Source organism: Pimelobacter simplex (genome assembly GCF_900114845.1).
Taxonomy (GTDB): Bacteria; Actinomycetota; Actinomycetes; order Propionibacteriales; family Nocardioidaceae; genus Nocardioides; species Nocardioides simplex.
The window spans coordinates 248752-264424 of record NZ_FOUK01000004.1 but is presented as its reverse complement, the minus strand read 5'-3'; the positions used below and the strand labels follow the sequence as shown (position 1 = coordinate 264424).

The following is a 15673-nucleotide window of genomic DNA, read 5'->3' as shown; positions in this document are numbered from 1 at the left end:
GAGCGTGAGTCTCCACAGACCGGGGGTGGTTATCCACAGGGCGGCTCCCTGACGGCGACGGAGCCCGAGGGAGGCGTTTCACGTGAAACCGGCGCCGAGGCGACCCACGACGTTTCACGTGAAACGGACGACGCTCCTCCCCCGCCGTCCTCCACGGCACCCCTGACGGCAGCCCAGCTCGCCGAGCGGGCCGCGGCCGAGGACAACGACCTGACCCCGCTCGCGCGGGCCGCCCAGGCCACGGTGATGGTCCGCGCAGGCATCCCGCAGGAGCAGCTCAGCCGACCCGGCGAGACCCGGGTCTTCGTGGTCGCCAACCAGAAGGGTGGCGTCGGCAAGACCACCTCGACGGTCAACCTCGCGGCCGCGCTGACCCAGCTCGGCCAGCGGGTCCTCGTCATCGACCTCGACCCCCAGGGCAATGCCTCCACGGCGCTCAACATCGAGCACCGCCAGGGCACCCCGTCGTCGTACGAGCTGCTCGTCGACGGCGTCGCGATCGCCGACCTGGTGCAGCCCTGCCCCGACGCCAGCGGTCTCTGGGTGGTCCCGGCGACCATCGACCTGGCCGGCGCCGAGATCGAGCTCGTCAGCGTCGTGGCCCGCGAGCAGCGGCTCAAGAAGGCACTCGACGCCCACCCCCGCATCGGCACGGCCGAGGCGGTCGGCGAGGAGCGCTTCGACTACGTCTTCATCGACTGCCCGCCCTCGCTCGGCCTGCTCACGCTCAACGCGCTCGTCGCGGGCGCGGAGATGCTCATCCCGATCCAGGCGGAGTACTACGCGCTCGAGGGGCTCGGCCAGCTCCTCTCGACGGTCGACATGGTGCGCGCGCACCTCAACCCCGACCTCGCGGTCTCGACGATCGTGCTCACCATGTTCGACGCCCGGACCCGGCTCGCGTCGGGCGTGGCGAGCGAGGTGCGCGAGCACTTCGGCGACCAGGTGCTCAAGACGGCCATCCCGCGCTCGGTGCGCGTCTCGGAGGCGCCGTCGTACGGGCAGACCGTGATGACCTACGACCCGGGCTCCCCGGGGGCCCTCAGCTACCTCGAGGCGGCGCGCGAGATCGTCGTCCGCGGGAGCCTCTCGTGAACGCCGGAGCCCCCCGACGGGGTCTCGGCCGCGGTCTCGGGTCACTGATCCCGACCGCGCCGCCGGCGCCCGCTCCCGCCGGGACGAATGACAACGGTGTCAACTCAGGCGACCAGCATGCGGACCTTTCCGCTGGAGCGCCTCCCAGCGCATCGGCGGACCTGGGGTCCACCGGCACCGGGAACGGCGCTCAGATCGAAGATTCGGGTCTGCAGGCCGTCGAGGGCGCCTACTTCGCCGAGCTGCCGGTCGGGGAGATCCGGCCCAATGCGGTGAACCCGCGGACCGTCTTCGACGAGGAGGCGATGGCCGAGCTGGTCCACTCCATCAAGGAGATCGGCCTCCTCCAGCCCGTCGTGGTCCGCCGGACCGGCCCGTCGTCGTACGAGCTGGTGATGGGTGAGCGCCGCTGGCGCGCGACCCAGGAGGCCGGGCTCGCCACGATCCCCGCGATCGTCCGCGAGACCGACGACACCGACATGCTGCGCGACGCGCTGCTCGAGAACCTGCACCGCAGCAACCTCAACCCGCTCGAGGAGGCCGCGGCCTACCAGCAGCTGCTCGAGGACTTCTCCTGCACCCACGACCAGCTCGCCCAGCGGATCGGCCGCTCCCGGCCCCAGATCAGCAACACGCTGCGGCTGCTCAAGCTCTCCCCCGCGGTCCAGCGCCGGGTCGCTGCGGGCATCCTGTCCGCCGGTCACGCCCGCGCCCTCCTGGGCGTCGGGGACGCCGAGCAGCAGGACCGGCTCGCCCAGCGCGTCGTCGCCGAGGGCATCTCGGTGCGCGGCCTCGAGGAGATCGTGGCGGTCGGCGACGGCACCGGCACGCCGGCCCCGACCCCGCGCCGCGCCAAGCCCAAGGCGCCGGGCCTGAGCGAGATCTCCGAGCGGCTGGGCGACCGGCTCGAGACCCGGGTCAAGATCGACCTGGGCAAGGCCAAGGGCCGGATCTCCATCGAGTTCGCCAACACCGGCGACCTGCAGCGCATCGTCGACCTGATCGACCCGCGCAACCGGGCGGACCGCCCGATCTGAGCACCACGCGACAGCGCCCCGGTACGCGATGCGTACCGGGGCGCTCCGGCTTTGTCGACAAAACGACATGTCGCCTTGTCGCTAGGGCGACAGATCGACAGTGCGTTGTTTCACGGGAAACAACGCGAGGCCGGGGTCAGGACTTCTTCTTCTCCGCGGCCTTGGCGGCCCGGCGGGCGGCTCGGGCGCGCAGCTCCTCGCGGTCGAGCTTGTCGGCCTCCTCGGGCGTGGGGGCGCCGCCGCCGAAGCGGGCGGGGATCCACCAGGAGCCGGGCTTCTTCTCGTCCTCGGGGTAGTCGGCGATGACCTCGTCGAGCATCTGCTGCATCGCGGCGCGCAGGGTCGCGGTGTCGGCGGTGACGTCGCCGGTCGGGGTGATCGGCTCGCCGACCTTGACCACGATCGTCTTGGGCGAGCGGGAGAAGTCGCGCGGGTGGTCCTTGGTCATCAGCCGGTGGGCGCCCCACACGATGACCGGGATCAGCGGGACGCCGGCGTCGGTGGCGATCCGGGCCGCGCCCGACTTGAGCTCCTTGATCTCGAAGGAGCGGGAGATGGTCGCCTCGGGGTAGATGCCCACGACCTCGCCGGCCTCGAGGTAGGCCAGTGCGTCCTTCATCGACTGCACGCCGGAGGCCCGGTCGACGCGGATGTGGTGGAAGGAGCGCAGCAGGTGACCGACGCCAGGGGCGTCCATCATCTCCTTCTTGATCATGAACCGGACCAGGCGCTTGCGCGGCTCGGCCCCCGCGCCGGCGTAGATGAAGTCGACGTAGCCCGTGTGGTTGATCGCCAGGAGCGCGCCGCCCTTGCGCGGCACCGACTCCGAGCCGGTGACGACGACCCGCTGGCGCATCAGCTTGAAGAGCACCTTGGCGGTGACGATGACGGGCGGATAGGTGATGTCGAGCATCGGTGGGCCTCTCGGACGGGAAGTCGGTGGGCCCAGTGTGTCAGCGCCGGGTGGCGAGGAAGTCGGCGATCCGGCCGATGGCCTCTTCGAGGACGTCGACGTCGGGCAGCGTCACCAGCCGGAAGTGGTCGGTGTCGAACCAGTTGAACCCGGTGCCGTGGGTGACCAGGATCTTCTTGGCGCGCAGCAGCTCGATGACGAAGCTCTCGTCGTCGTCGATGGGGTACATCTCCGGGTCGAGCCGCGGGAAGCAGTAGAGCGCGCCGCGGGGGCGCACCGAGGTGACGCCCGGGATCTCGTTGAGCAGCTTGTCGGCGAGCATCGCCTGCTCGTAGAAGCGGCCGCCGGGCACGATCAGCTCGTTGATCGACTGGTAGCCGCCGAGCGCGGTCTGGATGGCGTGCTGCGCGGGGACGTTGGCGCACATGCGCATGTTCGAGAGCGTGGTGAGGCCCTCGAGGAAGTCCTCGGCGAGCTCCTGCGGCCCGGAGACCATCACCCAGCCGGCCCGGTAGCCGCAGACGCGGTAGGCCTTGGACAGGCCGCTGAACGTGAGGCAGAGGACGTCGCTGCCGGCCGCCTGGGCCGCGTGGTGGTGCACCGCGTCGTCGAAGAGGATCTTCTCGTAGATCTCGTCGGAGAAGACGACGAGGTCGTGGCGCCGGGCGATGTCGACCAGCGCGGCCACCATCTCCTTGCTGTAGACGGCACCCGTGGGGTTGTTGGGGTTGATGATGACGATGCCGTGCGTGTTCTCGGTGATCTTGGACTCGATGTCAGCGAGGTCCGGCATCCAGCCGTTCTCCTCGTCGCACCGGTAGTGCACGGGGGTGCCGCCGGACAGCGAGACGGCGCCCGTCCACAGCGGGTAGTCCGGCGCGGGGACGAGGATCTCGTTGCCGTCGTCGAGGAAGGCCTGGAGCACCATCGAGATCATCTCGGAGACGCCGTTGCCGATGAAGACGTCCTCGACGGCGACGTCCTTCAGGCCGCGCGACTGGTAGTACTGCGCCACGGCGGTGCGGGCCGAGTAGATGCCGCGCGAGTCGGAGTAGCCCTGGGCGTCGGGCAGGTTGTGCACCATGTCGGCGACGATCGCCTCGGGTGCCTCGAAGCCGAAGGGTGCGGGATTGCCGATGTTGAGCTTGAGGATCTTGTGACCCTCTGCCTCGAGGCGCTGGGCCTCGACGAGGATCGGTCCCCGGACGTCGTAGCGGACGTTGCGGAGCTTCTTGCTCTGGCGGATCTTGCGCACGAACCTCATTGTTCCAGGTCCGCGCCAGGGATTTTCTCTCGTCTTCCCGGCGTAGCATCAGGTGTGGCTCGGACCACGGTCCCCTTGACGCTCGACCTGCTCGACGCGCTCGACGCGCCGTGCCGCAGCTGCCTGTTCTGGGAGCGCGACCCGGTGCACCGCGACCAGCTCGACCACGAGGCCCGGGCCCGCGAGAAGGAGGCCTGGGTCTCCGAGGTGCTGCGCGAGTGGGGCTCGTGCGGCCGGGTGGTGCTCGTCGACGGGCGCCCGGTCGGCTACCTGACCTACGCACCCGCCGCCTTTGTGCCCGGGGTCGCGGCGTTCCCGACGGCGCCCGTCTCGAGCGACGCCGTGCTGCTCACCACGGCCTGGATCCGGCCGGAGCACACCGGCGGCGGGCTCGGCCGGCTCCTCGTGCAGGGCATGGCCCGCGACCTGGTGGGCCGCGAGGGGCTGCGCGCGGTCGAGGCGTTCGCCCGCACCGGCCGCTCCCGCCGCGGGACGACGGACTGCGTGGTGCCGGGTCCGTTCCTGGCCCGGGTGGGCTTCAAGACCCACCGCGCGCACCCGGTCACCCCCCGGATGCGGATGGAGCTGCGCTCGCTCGTCACCTGGCGCGGTGAGGTGGAGGCCGCCTGGGAGCGCCTGGTCGGCGTCGTCCGGCGCCCGCAGCCCAAGCCGACGCCTGCGGCGCCCCGGGAAGCACGGAACCCCCGGCCCTGAGGACCGGGGGTTCGTGGTGGAGAGCCAGGCTCAGCCGAGGATCACTTGGCCGGCAGCGTGTCGGGAGGCGTGATCGGCAGCTTGCTGCCTCTCCCTACGCCGGAGACACGCTCGGCCCGTCAGACGTTGATGAACTCGTCGAGCTCCTTGAGGATGGCGGCCTTGGGGCGGGCGCCGACGATGGTCTTGACGACCTCGCCGCCCTGGTAGACGTTGATCGTCGGGATGCCGGTGACCCGGTAGGACGCCGGGGTGACGGGGTTCTCGTCGACGTTCAGCTTGTAGAAGCTGATCTTGTCGCCGTGCGCGCCGGCGATCTCGTCGAGGATCGGGGCGACCTGGCGGCACGGGCCGCACCACTCGGCCCAGAAGTCCACGAGGACGGGCTTGTCGGACTTGAGGACCTGCGCGTCGAACTCGGCGTCGGTCACGGCGGAGATGTTGTCGGCCACGGTGGGCACCCCTTCGGATCTGGTGAACGTGAAGTCTGGTGGTAGAACCTACGCGTCGGCCGGGACATTCCCCGCCGTCGCGGCGACGTGGGCCACCTCGGCGAGGTAGCGCTCCGCGTCGAGGGCGGCCGAGCAGCCGGTGCCGGCGGCGGTGATCGCCTGGCGGTAGGTGTGGTCGACCAGGTCGCCCGCGGCGAAGACGCCGGGGATGTTGGTCGCCGTCGAGCCGGGCCGGACGAGCACGTAGCCGTTGTCGTCGAGGTCGACCTGGCCCACGAGCAGCTCGGAGCGCGGGATGTGGCCGATGGCGACGAAGAGGCCGGTCGCGGGCAGCTCGGACTTCTCGCCGGTGACCGTGTCGCTCAGGGTCAGCGAGGCGAGGGAGTCGTCGCCGTTGATGGTGTCGACGACCGAGTTCCAGATGATCTCGAGCTTGGGGTCGGCGAAGGCGCGCTCCTGCATGATCTTCGAGGCGCGCAGCTCGTCGCGGCGCACGATCAGGGAGACCTTGGAGCCGAAGCGGGTCAGGAAGGTCGCCTCCTCGACGGCGGAGTCGCCGCCGCCGACCACGGCGATGTGCTGCTCGCGGAAGAAGAAGCCGTCGCAGGTCGCGCAGTAGGAGACGCCGCGGCCGGAGAGCTTCTCCTCGTTGGGCAGGTCGAGCTTGCGGTAGCCCGAGCCGGTCGCCAGGATCACCGCGCGGGCGGTGTAGGTGTCGGTGGCGGTCTTGACGACCTTGATGTCACCGGTGAGGTCGACCTCGACGATGTCGTCGGCGATCAGCTCGGCGCCGAAGCGCTCGGCCTGGGCCCGCATCTCGTCCATCAGGGCCGGACCCTGGATGCCGTCGCGGAAGCCGGGGAAGTTCTCGACCTCGGTGGTGTTCATCAGCGCACCGCCGGCGGTGACCGAGCCCTCGAAGACGAGGGGGTTCAGCTGCGCCCGCGCGGCGTAGATCGCTGCGGTGTAGCCGGAGGGACCGGACCCGACGACGATGACGTTGCGGGGCTCGGTGGTGGTCACAGCGGACTCGGACATGGGACTCCCAGGCAGAGGAAAGACGGCTCTTGAGCAAACCCGATGGTAGGCGCCGGCATTCCCGCGCTCCAGCGGGGCTCAGTCCTGGGTGGCCAGCGTCATCGAGCGCAGGACGTCGCCGGTGCCGCAGGCGAGCACCTCGGCCTCCTGGGTCGAGCCCACCGGCGCGCGGAAGGCGACCACGGCCGGCTTGCCGTCGTACCGGACGCCGACCAGCTGGCCGGGCCCGTAGGAGGCCTCCGCGCACAGGAAGTCCGGGGGCACGGCGAGCGTGGTGCCCGTGTAGTCGGCGGCCGCGGCGGCGGGCAGCGTGACCCGCTGCAGCGCCATCAGGTCCTCGCGCAGCCGGTCGACCCGGACGGTGCGCAGCGGTTCGTCGGTGGGCACCCGGCGCGGCGTCGCGCCGGCCTGGCTCTCGAGCGTGGACGTCGAGCCCAGGTCGCCCTGGGAGCCGTAGGCGGGGGCACTCGGGTCGGCGTCCTGCACCGCGTTGGGGGAGTCGGCCGACCCCGCGCCCTCGGCGGAGCGGGCCGGGTCCTTCTCGGAGAGCTGGTCGGCGGTGGCGGCCGAGTCGTCGGCGCCGACCCCGTGGTCGTTGGCGATGCCGACCCCGACGGCAACGACGGCGACCGCCGCGGCGGCGCCCAGCAGCACCCGGGCCCGGGTACGACGGCGGCGCGCGGCCGGGTCGAGCGGGATGACGGCCGGCGCCTCGGGGTGGTTCTCGGGCACGCCCCCCGGCGGGAGCGCGCTGCCGGTGCGCTCGGCGGACAGCCCGGCGATCACCGCGTCGAGCCGGCCGGCGACCTCGTCGGGCATCGGCTCGGGGCCGCCGGCCTCGGCCAGGGCGCGCCGGACCGCGGCCTCCTGAGCGGGGCTCAGCGGCGGGTCGTGCTCGGGGGTGTCGGTCATCGGGGCTCTCGTTGCTGGTGGGTCCGGAGGGGACCGGGCGCGGGTCAGTCGACGGTGGCGGTGCCGGCGGGTGGTCCGCGCGAGGTCATCGGTCCGACGTCCGGCGGGGCGGGAGGGTTCCCGCTCGGCCGGGTGGGCGTGGTCACGTCGTCGTCGCCGAGCAGCGGCGCCAGCAGGACGGCGAGCCGCGCCCGGCCCCGCGAGCAGCGGCTCTTGACCGTGCCCTCGGCGCACTCGAGGATCTGGGCGACCTCGGCGACGGAGTAGCCCTCCATGTCGACCAGGACGACGGCCGCGCGCTGCGCGGCGGGCAGGGTGGCGAGGGCATCGAGCACCTGCCGCCGGCGCTCGGCGACCAGCTCCTGCTCGGCAGGGTCGAGCTCGGTGCCGACGGTCGCGCGCGGCGCCCGGCCGGCCTCGTCGAGGTCGTCGGGGAGCGGCTCTGCCCGCCGTACCTTCTCGGCGCGGAGCCGGTCGAGGCAGGCGTTGACGACGATCCGGTGCAGCCAGGTGGTCACGGCCGCCTCGCCGCGGAACGAGTCCGCGCGCCGGAACGCGGCGGCGACGCCCTCCTGGAGCCCGTCGGCGGCGACCTCGGGGTGACCGCAGGTGCGCAGCGCGACGGCCCAGAGCCGGTCGCGGTGCCGGGCGAAGAGCAGGCCGAACGCATCGGGATCGCCCGTGACGTGGGCGGAGAGGAGATCGGCGTCCGACAGCTCACTCGCCACGGACCACCACCTCAGCTGTCTCTGCCCGGAAGCCCCCGTCGACCGCGGGCAACACCGTCCACCAGAGGACAAGGTAGCGGCCCCGGGCCGTCGTGGTGCTCGGGGTCAGGCTCAGCCGGCCCGATCCTGTGGTGGTCGCCACCGGGTCGCCGGTCGGCGCCTGGGCCGGCGGGTCGTCGTACGCGTAGAGGGAGACGGTCGCCTCGCCCGGGGTCGCGCGGATGTCGACCGAGCGCAGGGTGTGGACCTTGCCGAGGTCGAGCAGCAGGCCGACGCCGGGCTTGAGCGCGGGTGCGCGGGGGCCGAGCTGGTCGGTGTAGGTCGAGGTCCGCCAGGTGGTGGCCGGGTCGCCGTCGATGGCGTTGCCGACGCTGTCGGGGTTCTCCTCGCCGCCGTCGGTGCCGAGCGGGTCGAAGTCGCGGATCTTGGCCACCGGCAGCACGGTGCCGGGCGCGGTCGTCGCGCTGGCGGTCTCGCTGGGGGTGCGGTCGGCGTCGGGGTCGCCGCCCAGGGCGGTCCGGCCACGGCCGAGGTTGAAGGCGATCGCGACCGCGACGAGCAGCAGCACGGCCAGGCCGACCGCCATCGCCAGCCGCAGCCAGCTGCGGCCGGGGACGCGCTCGTCCTCGGCGGTGTCGTCGTCGGCGCCGGCTCCCCCGCCGCCGCCGGTCTCCCACGGCCAGTAGTCGGTGGCTCCCACGGGGACCGGCGCCTCGGAGGGCACCGGCGCGATCCGCGGACGGCGGGCGCCGCCGGGCGGGTCGGGCGCGAACAGCGGCCGCTCGGGCGGCTCCTCGAACGGCGGCGGTGGGGGCGGCGGCGTGCTGCGGGTGCGCAGCCAGGAGACGTCGTCGTCGTCGAAGACCGGCATCCCGGCCTCGGTGGGCAGCTCGGTGACGAGCGGGATGGGCGGGCCGTCGTCGACGTCGGCGATCGGGGGCTCGGCCGGCTCCCGTCGTACCGGACGATCTGGTTGCTCATCGGGCTCGGCGGCGACCATTTCGTCCGGTACGACGGGGAGGTCGTCGCGCGAGGAGTCGTGGGGCAGCGGATCGGCGAGCGCCGGCAGCCAGACCGGGCGCAGCTCGTTGATGGCCGGGACGGCGCGCGCCAGCGCCTCGGGCATCCCCGTGGGGTCGCCGACGAAGGCGAGCAGCTCGGCAGCGATCGCCTCGGCCGAGCTGACGTCGGGGTGCTCGGCGCCGAGCAGCCGGCGGCCGTGGATGCTGCGGCAGTCGAACTCGCGCCAGAGCAGGTCGAGCGGCTTGGGGACGCCGGCCACCACCTGCCGCGGGCTGAGGAAGACGCCGCTCTCGCGGGGGGCGGCGGGCACGATCGACCCGGACGGGCCGGGCCAGGTGCCGGTGAGCGCGCAGTAGAGCAGCCCGCCGAGGTCCTCGAGGTCGCTGCGCACGTCGCCGGGCGAGAGCCCGTGGAGCGCGGCGTCGACGCACATGCCGATGATCCGGACCGAGCCGTAGCGGTCGATGAGGACGTTCTCGGGGTTGAGCCGGCCATGGGTCACCCCAGCGGCGTGGGCCTTGGCCAGCGCGCCGGCCACGTCGGCGACCAGCCAGGCCGCGCGGCGCGGGTCGAGCGGGCCGGCGTGGGTGACGAGGATGTCGAGGGAGATGCCGGTCCCCCACTCGTTGACCACGAAGCAGCGGCCCTGCTCCTCCTCGGCGTCGAGGACGCGCAGGATGCGCGGGTCGAGCACCCGCGCGGAGATCCGCGCCGCCTCGACCAGGCCGACCGCGCGGTCGTCGTCCTCGGCGATGACGTGGAGCGCGACGAAGCGCTCGAGGACGTTGTCGTGGGCACGCCAGAATCGCCCGCCGCCGCTCTCACTCAGCAGGTCGATCAACCGGTAGCGGCCGGCGAGGACATCCCCCGACCGCGTCGACGTCGCCACTCGATCCCCCTCGTGATCGCTCCTCGTGAGAGGACACTAGTCACCCTAGCCCCGCCGCAGCCGCCCCAGGACCGTGCCGGCCACCGACGTCACCTCGTCGAGGTGCAGGAGCCGGGCCGCGCCGAGCAGCGTCCCGCCCGCACCGATGCTCACCACGGCCACCTCGAGCGCCGCGAAGGCCCAGTGCGGGTCGGTCCCGACGAGCTCGACGACGGTGTCGGTGACGACGATGTCGAGGAACCGGGCCACGGCGAAGACGATCACCGCGACGCCGAGCAGCCGCCCGGCGTACCCGAGCCAGGGACGGACCGTGGACGGCGCGCCACCGCGGCGCAGCCGGCGGACCAGGACGAGCGTGGAGATGAGGGCGCCGACCGTGTAGGCGCCGCCGTAGGCGAGGACGAGCATGGGCGCGGTGTCCCACGGGTCGACCCGGGAGACGAAGAGCAGCGCGAGCGAGATGTTGGTCGCGGCGACCGCGCACTGCACGAAGAAGACGAGCCGGTTGAGCTCGAGGGCGTAGAAGCCGCGCAGCACCAGGTAGTGCACGGTGAACGCGACGACGGCGAAGCCGAAGAGCACCATCGACGACTCGAAGCGGTAGTAGCTCGCCGCGCTCGCGCCGTGCCCCCACACGACCTGGGCCAGGGGCAGCGCGATCGAGGGCAGCAGCGCCGCGAACGGGACGACGACAGCGAGCGCCGTGCGCATCGTGCTGCTCAGCGTCGTGGCGAGCCGGCCCATGTCGCCGGCGGCGGCCGCGGCCGAGAGGCGGGGCAGGATCGCGGTGGCCAGGGAGACGGTGATGACCGAGTGCGGCACCATCACCAGCAGCATCACGCCGGAGTAGATGGTGATGCCGGTGCCGTCCGCGGCGCCCGCGCTGCCGCCCGAGGCGAGCCGGACCACGACGACGTACGCGATCTGGTTGGCGACGACGAACAGGACGGTCCAGATGCCCAGGTGCAGCGTGTGGCCCAGGCCGACGCCGCGGAAGTCGAAGCGCGGGCGGTAGCGCACGCCCGCGGCCCGCAGGTACGGGATCAGGATGAGCAGCTGGGCGGCGATGCCGACGGTGGAGCCGATGCCGAGCAGCAGCTCCTGGTCGGTGCTGAACGCGCCGCGCTGCTGGGCGGCCGTGGCCGGGCCGTAGATCCACAGGTAGGCGCCGATGACCGCCACCGAGATCACGTTGTTGGCGATCGGCGCCCACATCATGGGGCCGAACCGGTTGCGGGCGTTGAGCACCTGCCCGACCAGCACGAACATGCCGTAGAAGAAGACCTGCGGCAGGCAGTAGCGGGCGAAGTCGATCGCCGACTGCCGCTGCGCGGCCAGCTCGGGGCCGTTGAAGTCGCTGTTGAGCATCAGCCGCATGACCAGCGGCGCGGCCACCACCAGCAGCACGGTGACGATGCCGAGGAAGAGCCCGGCGAGCGTGACCACCCGGTTGATGTACGCCGCTCCCCCGTCGGCGTCGTTCTTCATCGAGCGCACCAGCTGGGGCACGAGCACCGCGTTGAAGACGCCGCCGGCCAGCAGGATGTAGAGCATGTTGGGCACGGTGTTGGCCACCGTGAAGATGTCCGCGTGCAGGCCCACGCCGAGCGCGGCGGCGAGCAGGGTCAGCCGGACGAAGCCGCTGAGCCGCGAGACGACCGTGCCGGCCGCCATCACCGCGGTGTTGGCGAGGATCCGGCGCTGCTCGCCGGTGGTGCTGTCGTCGCTCATGCGGTGGCCCCGGCGTCCGCGGGCTCGGCCTCCCCACGGCGGCGGAAGCGGCGGACCAGCCGGATGGCGATGGCGATGAAGAGGATGCCGGCGCCGGTGCCCATGATCACCCAGATCACGACGCCGACCTGGCCCGAGCGGATCGGGAGCTCGTCCTCGGTGCCGAGCGGGTTGCCGTCGGCGTCGGTGAGCCGGAGCCGGACGTTGTGGACGCCGGGCCCCCTCATGTCCGCGCTGATCGGCACCGAGGCGCGGCTGTTGGCCGGCAGCACGATCGGGTTCGCGGCCTTGATCGTCGCCTCGCGGTCGGTGCTCGCCTCGATCCGGACGGTGACCGGCTGGTCGAGGGTGTTGCGCACCGCGATGTTGAAGCTGCCCGAGGTGCTCGACAGGGTGACGCCCTGGGGCGCGTCGAGGGTCACGCCGTCGAGCCGCTCGTCGACCCACTCGCGGGAGCGGGCCAGGCGCGGTCCGGCGTCGACGTCGTCGCGCACGTCGTACGAGGTCCCGGTGAGCGCCTCGCCGACCAGGGTGTCGCCGATGGCGTAGTCCTTGCCGAGGATGCTCTGCAGCGTCCGCCCGGAGCGGATCAGCGCGCCGGCCTCGGCGAAGACCGACGGCGGGACCTCGGCGTCGCGCTGGCCGTCGGGGTAGGACAGCTCGTCGGGGTCGACCTGGCGGTCCTGCGCGGTGCCGCCGCTCGCGCTGCCGGAGCTCACCAGGGAGGGCAGGTCGACGAGGTTGAGCCACGGCTGGTCGTCGAGCCCGGCCCAGAAGGAGCGGGCGCCCGCGGCGTCGATGCTGGCCGGGACGACGACGGTGATCGGCTCGGGGTCCTCGTCGGCGCCGGCCGCGAGCACCCGGACGACGGCCTCGCTCAGCAGCCGCTGGCGCAGCGCGACGGGTGCCTGCGCCGGGTCCGGGCCGGGACCGCCGCGGGCAGCGCCGGCGCTGGTCACCACGACCGGCCGGTTGCCGACCAGGCCGCCGACGGGGGCGCGCCCGGAGAACGTCTCCTCGGGGAACATCTGGTCGCCGAGCAGCAGCACCGCGCCGTCGTCGACCTTGCGGATGGCGTCGGCGTCGAGGTAGCCGTTGGGCGCGCCGACGACGGGGGTGCCCTCGATGTCCCAGGCGGCCAGCGTGGGCGAGCTGTGCTCGCGGGCGGTCTCGTACAGGTCGGGCAGCGTGCTGGCGGCGCCGGCCAGGTCCGGGTCGCCGTACGGGAGGAGCGCGACGGTGCCGCCGGTGAGCGCGCTGCGCGCCTGGCGCAGCCAGGTCTCGGCGGCGGCGACCACCGGGCTGTCCGGGTCGAGCGTCGCGCCGCCGACCTCGGCAGCGTCGTCCCCGCCCTCGCCGGCGTCGCCCGACGGGCTCTCGTCGTCGGTGGGGTCGTCGCTGCTGGACGGCTCGTCGTCGGGAGCGACCGGCTCGACCTCGCGGGTCGGGTTGCCCAGGGCCAGCTGGGCGACGGCGTCGGGCAGCGCCGGGTCGAGCAGCCAGGTGACCGGGTCGGTGCCGCGGGCGGAGCCGAACGCGAGCGGCCCGCCGAGCGTCCCCTCCTGCGAGAGCGCCTGCTCCCAGGCGACGGTCCGGCCGAGCTCGCCGTCGGCGGCGTGCGCGATCCGGCCGCGCAGCGGGACGACGACCGCGGCGTCGATGCGCGCGTCGGTCGACGGCGGCAGGTAGGGAAGGAAGGTCCGGGCCCGGCCGTCGGCCTTGTCGTCGTCGCCGACCGACGTGCTCGCCCCCAGCGCGTGGACGCCGAACCAGTAGACGCCCGGCCGGGGCGACGGGATCGCGCTGCGCAGCACCTGCTGCGGGATCTTGAAGGAGTAGCGCAGCGTCTCGCCGGGACCGAGCGTGCCGATGTCGGCGCGCGCCACCGGGCTCTGCGTGTAGCGCTCGCCCACGAACGCCTCGGGGTCGCTGCCGGACGCGGTGGCGAGCTCGGCCTCGGTCGTCATCTGCGGGGCGCACGAGGCGCAGGCGCCGAACATCGGGTAGAGGCGGATGTGGGTCCACTCCTCGAGGTCGACGTTGGTGACCGTTCCGGAGACGGTGATCGGCCCGGTGCGGGGCAGCACTCCCGGCGCCAGGTCGTCGATGGTGACCTCGAGCGGGGCGTCGTACGCCTTGGTGCCGGGGGTCGCCGACGCGCTCGGCGCGGGGGCCGCGGCGACGCCGGCCGGCGCCATCAGGAGCAGGGTCGCCACGCCTCGGAGCAGGCGTGAGGAAGGGCGGACCACGGTCCCGAGGGTAGTGGGACCACCTGTGGGTCCCGGCCTGGACTCTCCGCCCTAGACTTGCGGCCCGTGACCGACGCCTCCGACGACCCCACGCCGCAGCCCGCCCCGGGCGAGCCGGGCGCGCCCCTGCGGCTGGTCGACGTGCAGGCCGCGGTCGCCGCCGAGATGGACCGGATCGCCCCGGTCATCGACGACCTCGGCGCCCGCTTCGCCGCGGCCGGCCACGAGCTGGCCCTGGTCGGTGGCCCGGTGCGCGACGCGATGCTCGGACGGCGCTCCAACGACCTCGACTTCACCACCTCGGCACTGCCCGACGAGACCGACAAGATCCTCAAGGCCTGGGGCGACGCCTGGTGGGACATGGGGCGCGACTTCGGCACCATCGGCTGCCGCAAGGGCGACTGGGTCGTCGAGGTGACGACGTACCGCTCCGAGGCCTACGACCCCCACAGCCGCAAGCCGCAGGTCAAGTACGGCGACAGCCTGGCCGGCGACCTGGGACGGCGCGACTTCACCGTCAATGCGATGGCGGTGCGGCTGCCCGGCCGCGAGCTCGAGGACCCGTTCGGCGGCGTCGTCGACCTCGCCCACCGGGTGCTGCGGACCCCCGGCACCCCCGAGCAGTCCTTCTCCGACGACCCGCTGCGGATGATGCGGGCCGCGCGCTTCGCCGCGCAGCTCGGCTTCACCGTCGACCCGGACGTCGTCCGGGCGATGACCGAGATGGCCGGCCGGATCGACATCATCTCCGCCGAGCGGGTGCGCGACGAGCTGGTCAAGCTGATCTGCGCCCCCCACCCCCGTCTCGGCCTGGCGCTCCTCGTCGACACCGGGCTCGCCGACCACGTGCTGCCCGAGCTGCCGGCGCTCAAGCTGGAGCGCGACGAGCACCACCGCCACAAGGACGTCTACGAGCACACCCTGACCGTGCTGGAGCAGGCGATCGACCTCGAGCCGCGCCTCGCCGCCCGCGCCGGCCTCCCCGAGGGCCCCGACTTCGTCTCCCGCTTCGCCGCGCTCATGCACGACGTCGGCAAGCCGCGGACCCGCCGCTTCCAGGACGACGGCGTCGTCACCTTCCACCACCACGACGTCGTGGGCGCCAAGCTCACCCGCAAGCGGATGAAGGCGCTCCGCTTCTCCAACGACCAGACCGACGCCGTCGGCGACCTGGTCGAGCTGCACCTGCGCTTCCACGGCTACGGCTCCGGCGAGTGGACCGACTCCGCCGTCCGCCGCTACGTCCGCGACGCCGGCGACCAGCTCGAGCGCCTGCACGTGCTCACCCGCGCCGACTGCACCACCCGCAACAAGCGCAAGGCCGACCGGCTCCGCCGTACCTACGACGACCTGGAGGCCCGGATCGACCGCCTGGCCGCCGAGGAGGAGCTCGCCGCCCTGCGGCCCGACCTCGACGGCAACCAGATCATGGAGATCCTCGGCATCGGCCCCGGCCGCGAGGTCGGCCAGGCCTACCGGTTCCTGCTCGACCTGCGGCTCGACAACGGGCCGATGGCTCCCGAGGACGCCGCCGCGGCGCTGCGGGAGTGGTGGGCCGCGCGGGACTGACGTCGTCGGGGCTGCTCGGCGGATCTGTGGCGCGGCTCACATACCGTCGGTCTGCTACT

The 15673-nt window shown here is 73.0% G+C and carries 13 protein-coding genes; 4 read left to right on the top strand and 9 right to left on the bottom strand.

Going from position 1 to position 15673, the window contains the following annotated elements:
- Positions 1 to 246 precede the first annotated feature (246 nt).
- Positions 247 to 1095, top strand: coding sequence for a ParA family protein (locus BM223_RS18085; RefSeq protein ID WP_082004053.1), 849 nt, complete (start codon positions 247 to 249; stop codon positions 1093 to 1095).
- Positions 1092 to 2132 (top strand): ParB/RepB/Spo0J family partition protein, encoded by a 1041-nt coding sequence (locus BM223_RS18080; RefSeq protein WP_038682967.1) that lies wholly within the window; start codon positions 1092 to 1094, stop codon positions 2130 to 2132. Before BM223_RS18085 ends, BM223_RS18080 begins: the two co-directional genes overlap by 4 nt.
- A gap of 136 nt (positions 2133 to 2268) precedes the next feature.
- Here the strand turns inward: BM223_RS18080 and BM223_RS18075 are convergent, their stop codons facing one another.
- Together BM223_RS18075 and BM223_RS18070 are read right to left on the bottom strand one after the other, a co-directional pair.
- A complete protein-coding gene (locus tag BM223_RS18075) occupies positions 2269 to 3045 on the bottom strand; it encodes a lysophospholipid acyltransferase family protein (RefSeq protein ID WP_038682965.1) in 777 nt (258 codons plus the stop codon).
- A 40-nt stretch (positions 3046 to 3085) separates the two neighbouring features.
- Positions 3086 to 4300 (bottom strand): pyridoxal phosphate-dependent aminotransferase, encoded by a 1215-nt coding sequence (locus BM223_RS18070; protein ID WP_038682963.1) that lies wholly within the window; start codon positions 4298 to 4300, stop codon positions 3086 to 3088.
- Between the two features lie 63 nt (positions 4301 to 4363).
- Here BM223_RS18070 and BM223_RS18065 point away from each other — a divergent pair, with 63 nt between their 5' ends.
- Positions 4364 to 5023, top strand: a complete 660-nt coding sequence (locus BM223_RS18065; protein ID WP_038682961.1) for a GNAT family N-acetyltransferase — start codon at positions 4364 to 4366, stop codon at positions 5021 to 5023.
- A 119-nt stretch (positions 5024 to 5142) separates the two neighbouring features.
- Here the strand turns inward: BM223_RS18065 and trxA are convergent, their stop codons facing one another.
- From trxA to BM223_RS18030, 7 genes are all read right to left on the bottom strand, one after another.
- Positions 5143 to 5475, bottom strand: a complete 333-nt coding sequence (trxA, locus tag BM223_RS18060) for a thioredoxin (protein WP_038685706.1) — start codon at positions 5473 to 5475, stop codon at positions 5143 to 5145.
- 48 nt (positions 5476 to 5523) lie between these two features.
- Positions 5524 to 6513 (bottom strand): thioredoxin-disulfide reductase, encoded by a 990-nt coding sequence (gene trxB, locus BM223_RS18055; RefSeq protein ID WP_038682959.1) that lies wholly within the window; start codon positions 6511 to 6513, stop codon positions 5524 to 5526.
- Positions 6514 to 6591: 78 nt separating this feature from the next.
- The gene (locus BM223_RS18050; protein ID WP_038682957.1) at positions 6592 to 7425 is read right to left on the bottom strand and encodes a hypothetical protein; all 834 of its coding nucleotides are present in this window, start codon (positions 7423 to 7425) and stop codon (positions 6592 to 6594) included.
- A gap of 44 nt (positions 7426 to 7469) precedes the next feature.
- On the bottom strand, positions 7470 to 8153 hold the full coding sequence (gene sigM / locus BM223_RS18045) for an RNA polymerase sigma factor SigM (protein WP_075018667.1): 684 nt from the start codon (positions 8151 to 8153) through the stop codon (positions 7470 to 7472).
- Positions 8143 to 10065: a protein kinase family protein gene (locus BM223_RS18040; protein ID WP_052139193.1), complete on the bottom strand. Its 1923-nt coding sequence runs from the start codon at positions 10063 to 10065 to the stop codon at positions 8143 to 8145. The genes sigM and BM223_RS18040 overlap by 11 nt, the downstream gene beginning before the upstream one ends.
- 45 nt (positions 10066 to 10110) lie before the next feature.
- Entirely contained in the window at positions 10111 to 11796 is a 1686-nt protein-coding gene (gene murJ / locus BM223_RS18035) for a murein biosynthesis integral membrane protein MurJ (protein ID WP_052139192.1), read from the bottom strand.
- Positions 11793 to 14012 carry a DUF6049 family protein gene (locus BM223_RS18030; protein ID WP_038682956.1) on the bottom strand — a complete coding sequence of 740 codons (2220 nt, stop codon included), beginning with the start codon at positions 14010 to 14012 and terminating at the stop codon, positions 11793 to 11795. Before BM223_RS18030 ends, murJ begins: the two co-directional genes overlap by 4 nt.
- A 198-nt stretch (positions 14013 to 14210) precedes the next feature.
- Here BM223_RS18030 and BM223_RS18025 point away from each other — a divergent pair, with 198 nt between their 5' ends.
- The gene (locus tag BM223_RS18025) at positions 14211 to 15614 is read left to right on the top strand and encodes a CCA tRNA nucleotidyltransferase (RefSeq protein ID WP_082004051.1); all 1404 of its coding nucleotides are present in this window, start codon (positions 14211 to 14213) and stop codon (positions 15612 to 15614) included.
- Positions 15615 to 15673 lie beyond the last annotated feature (59 nt).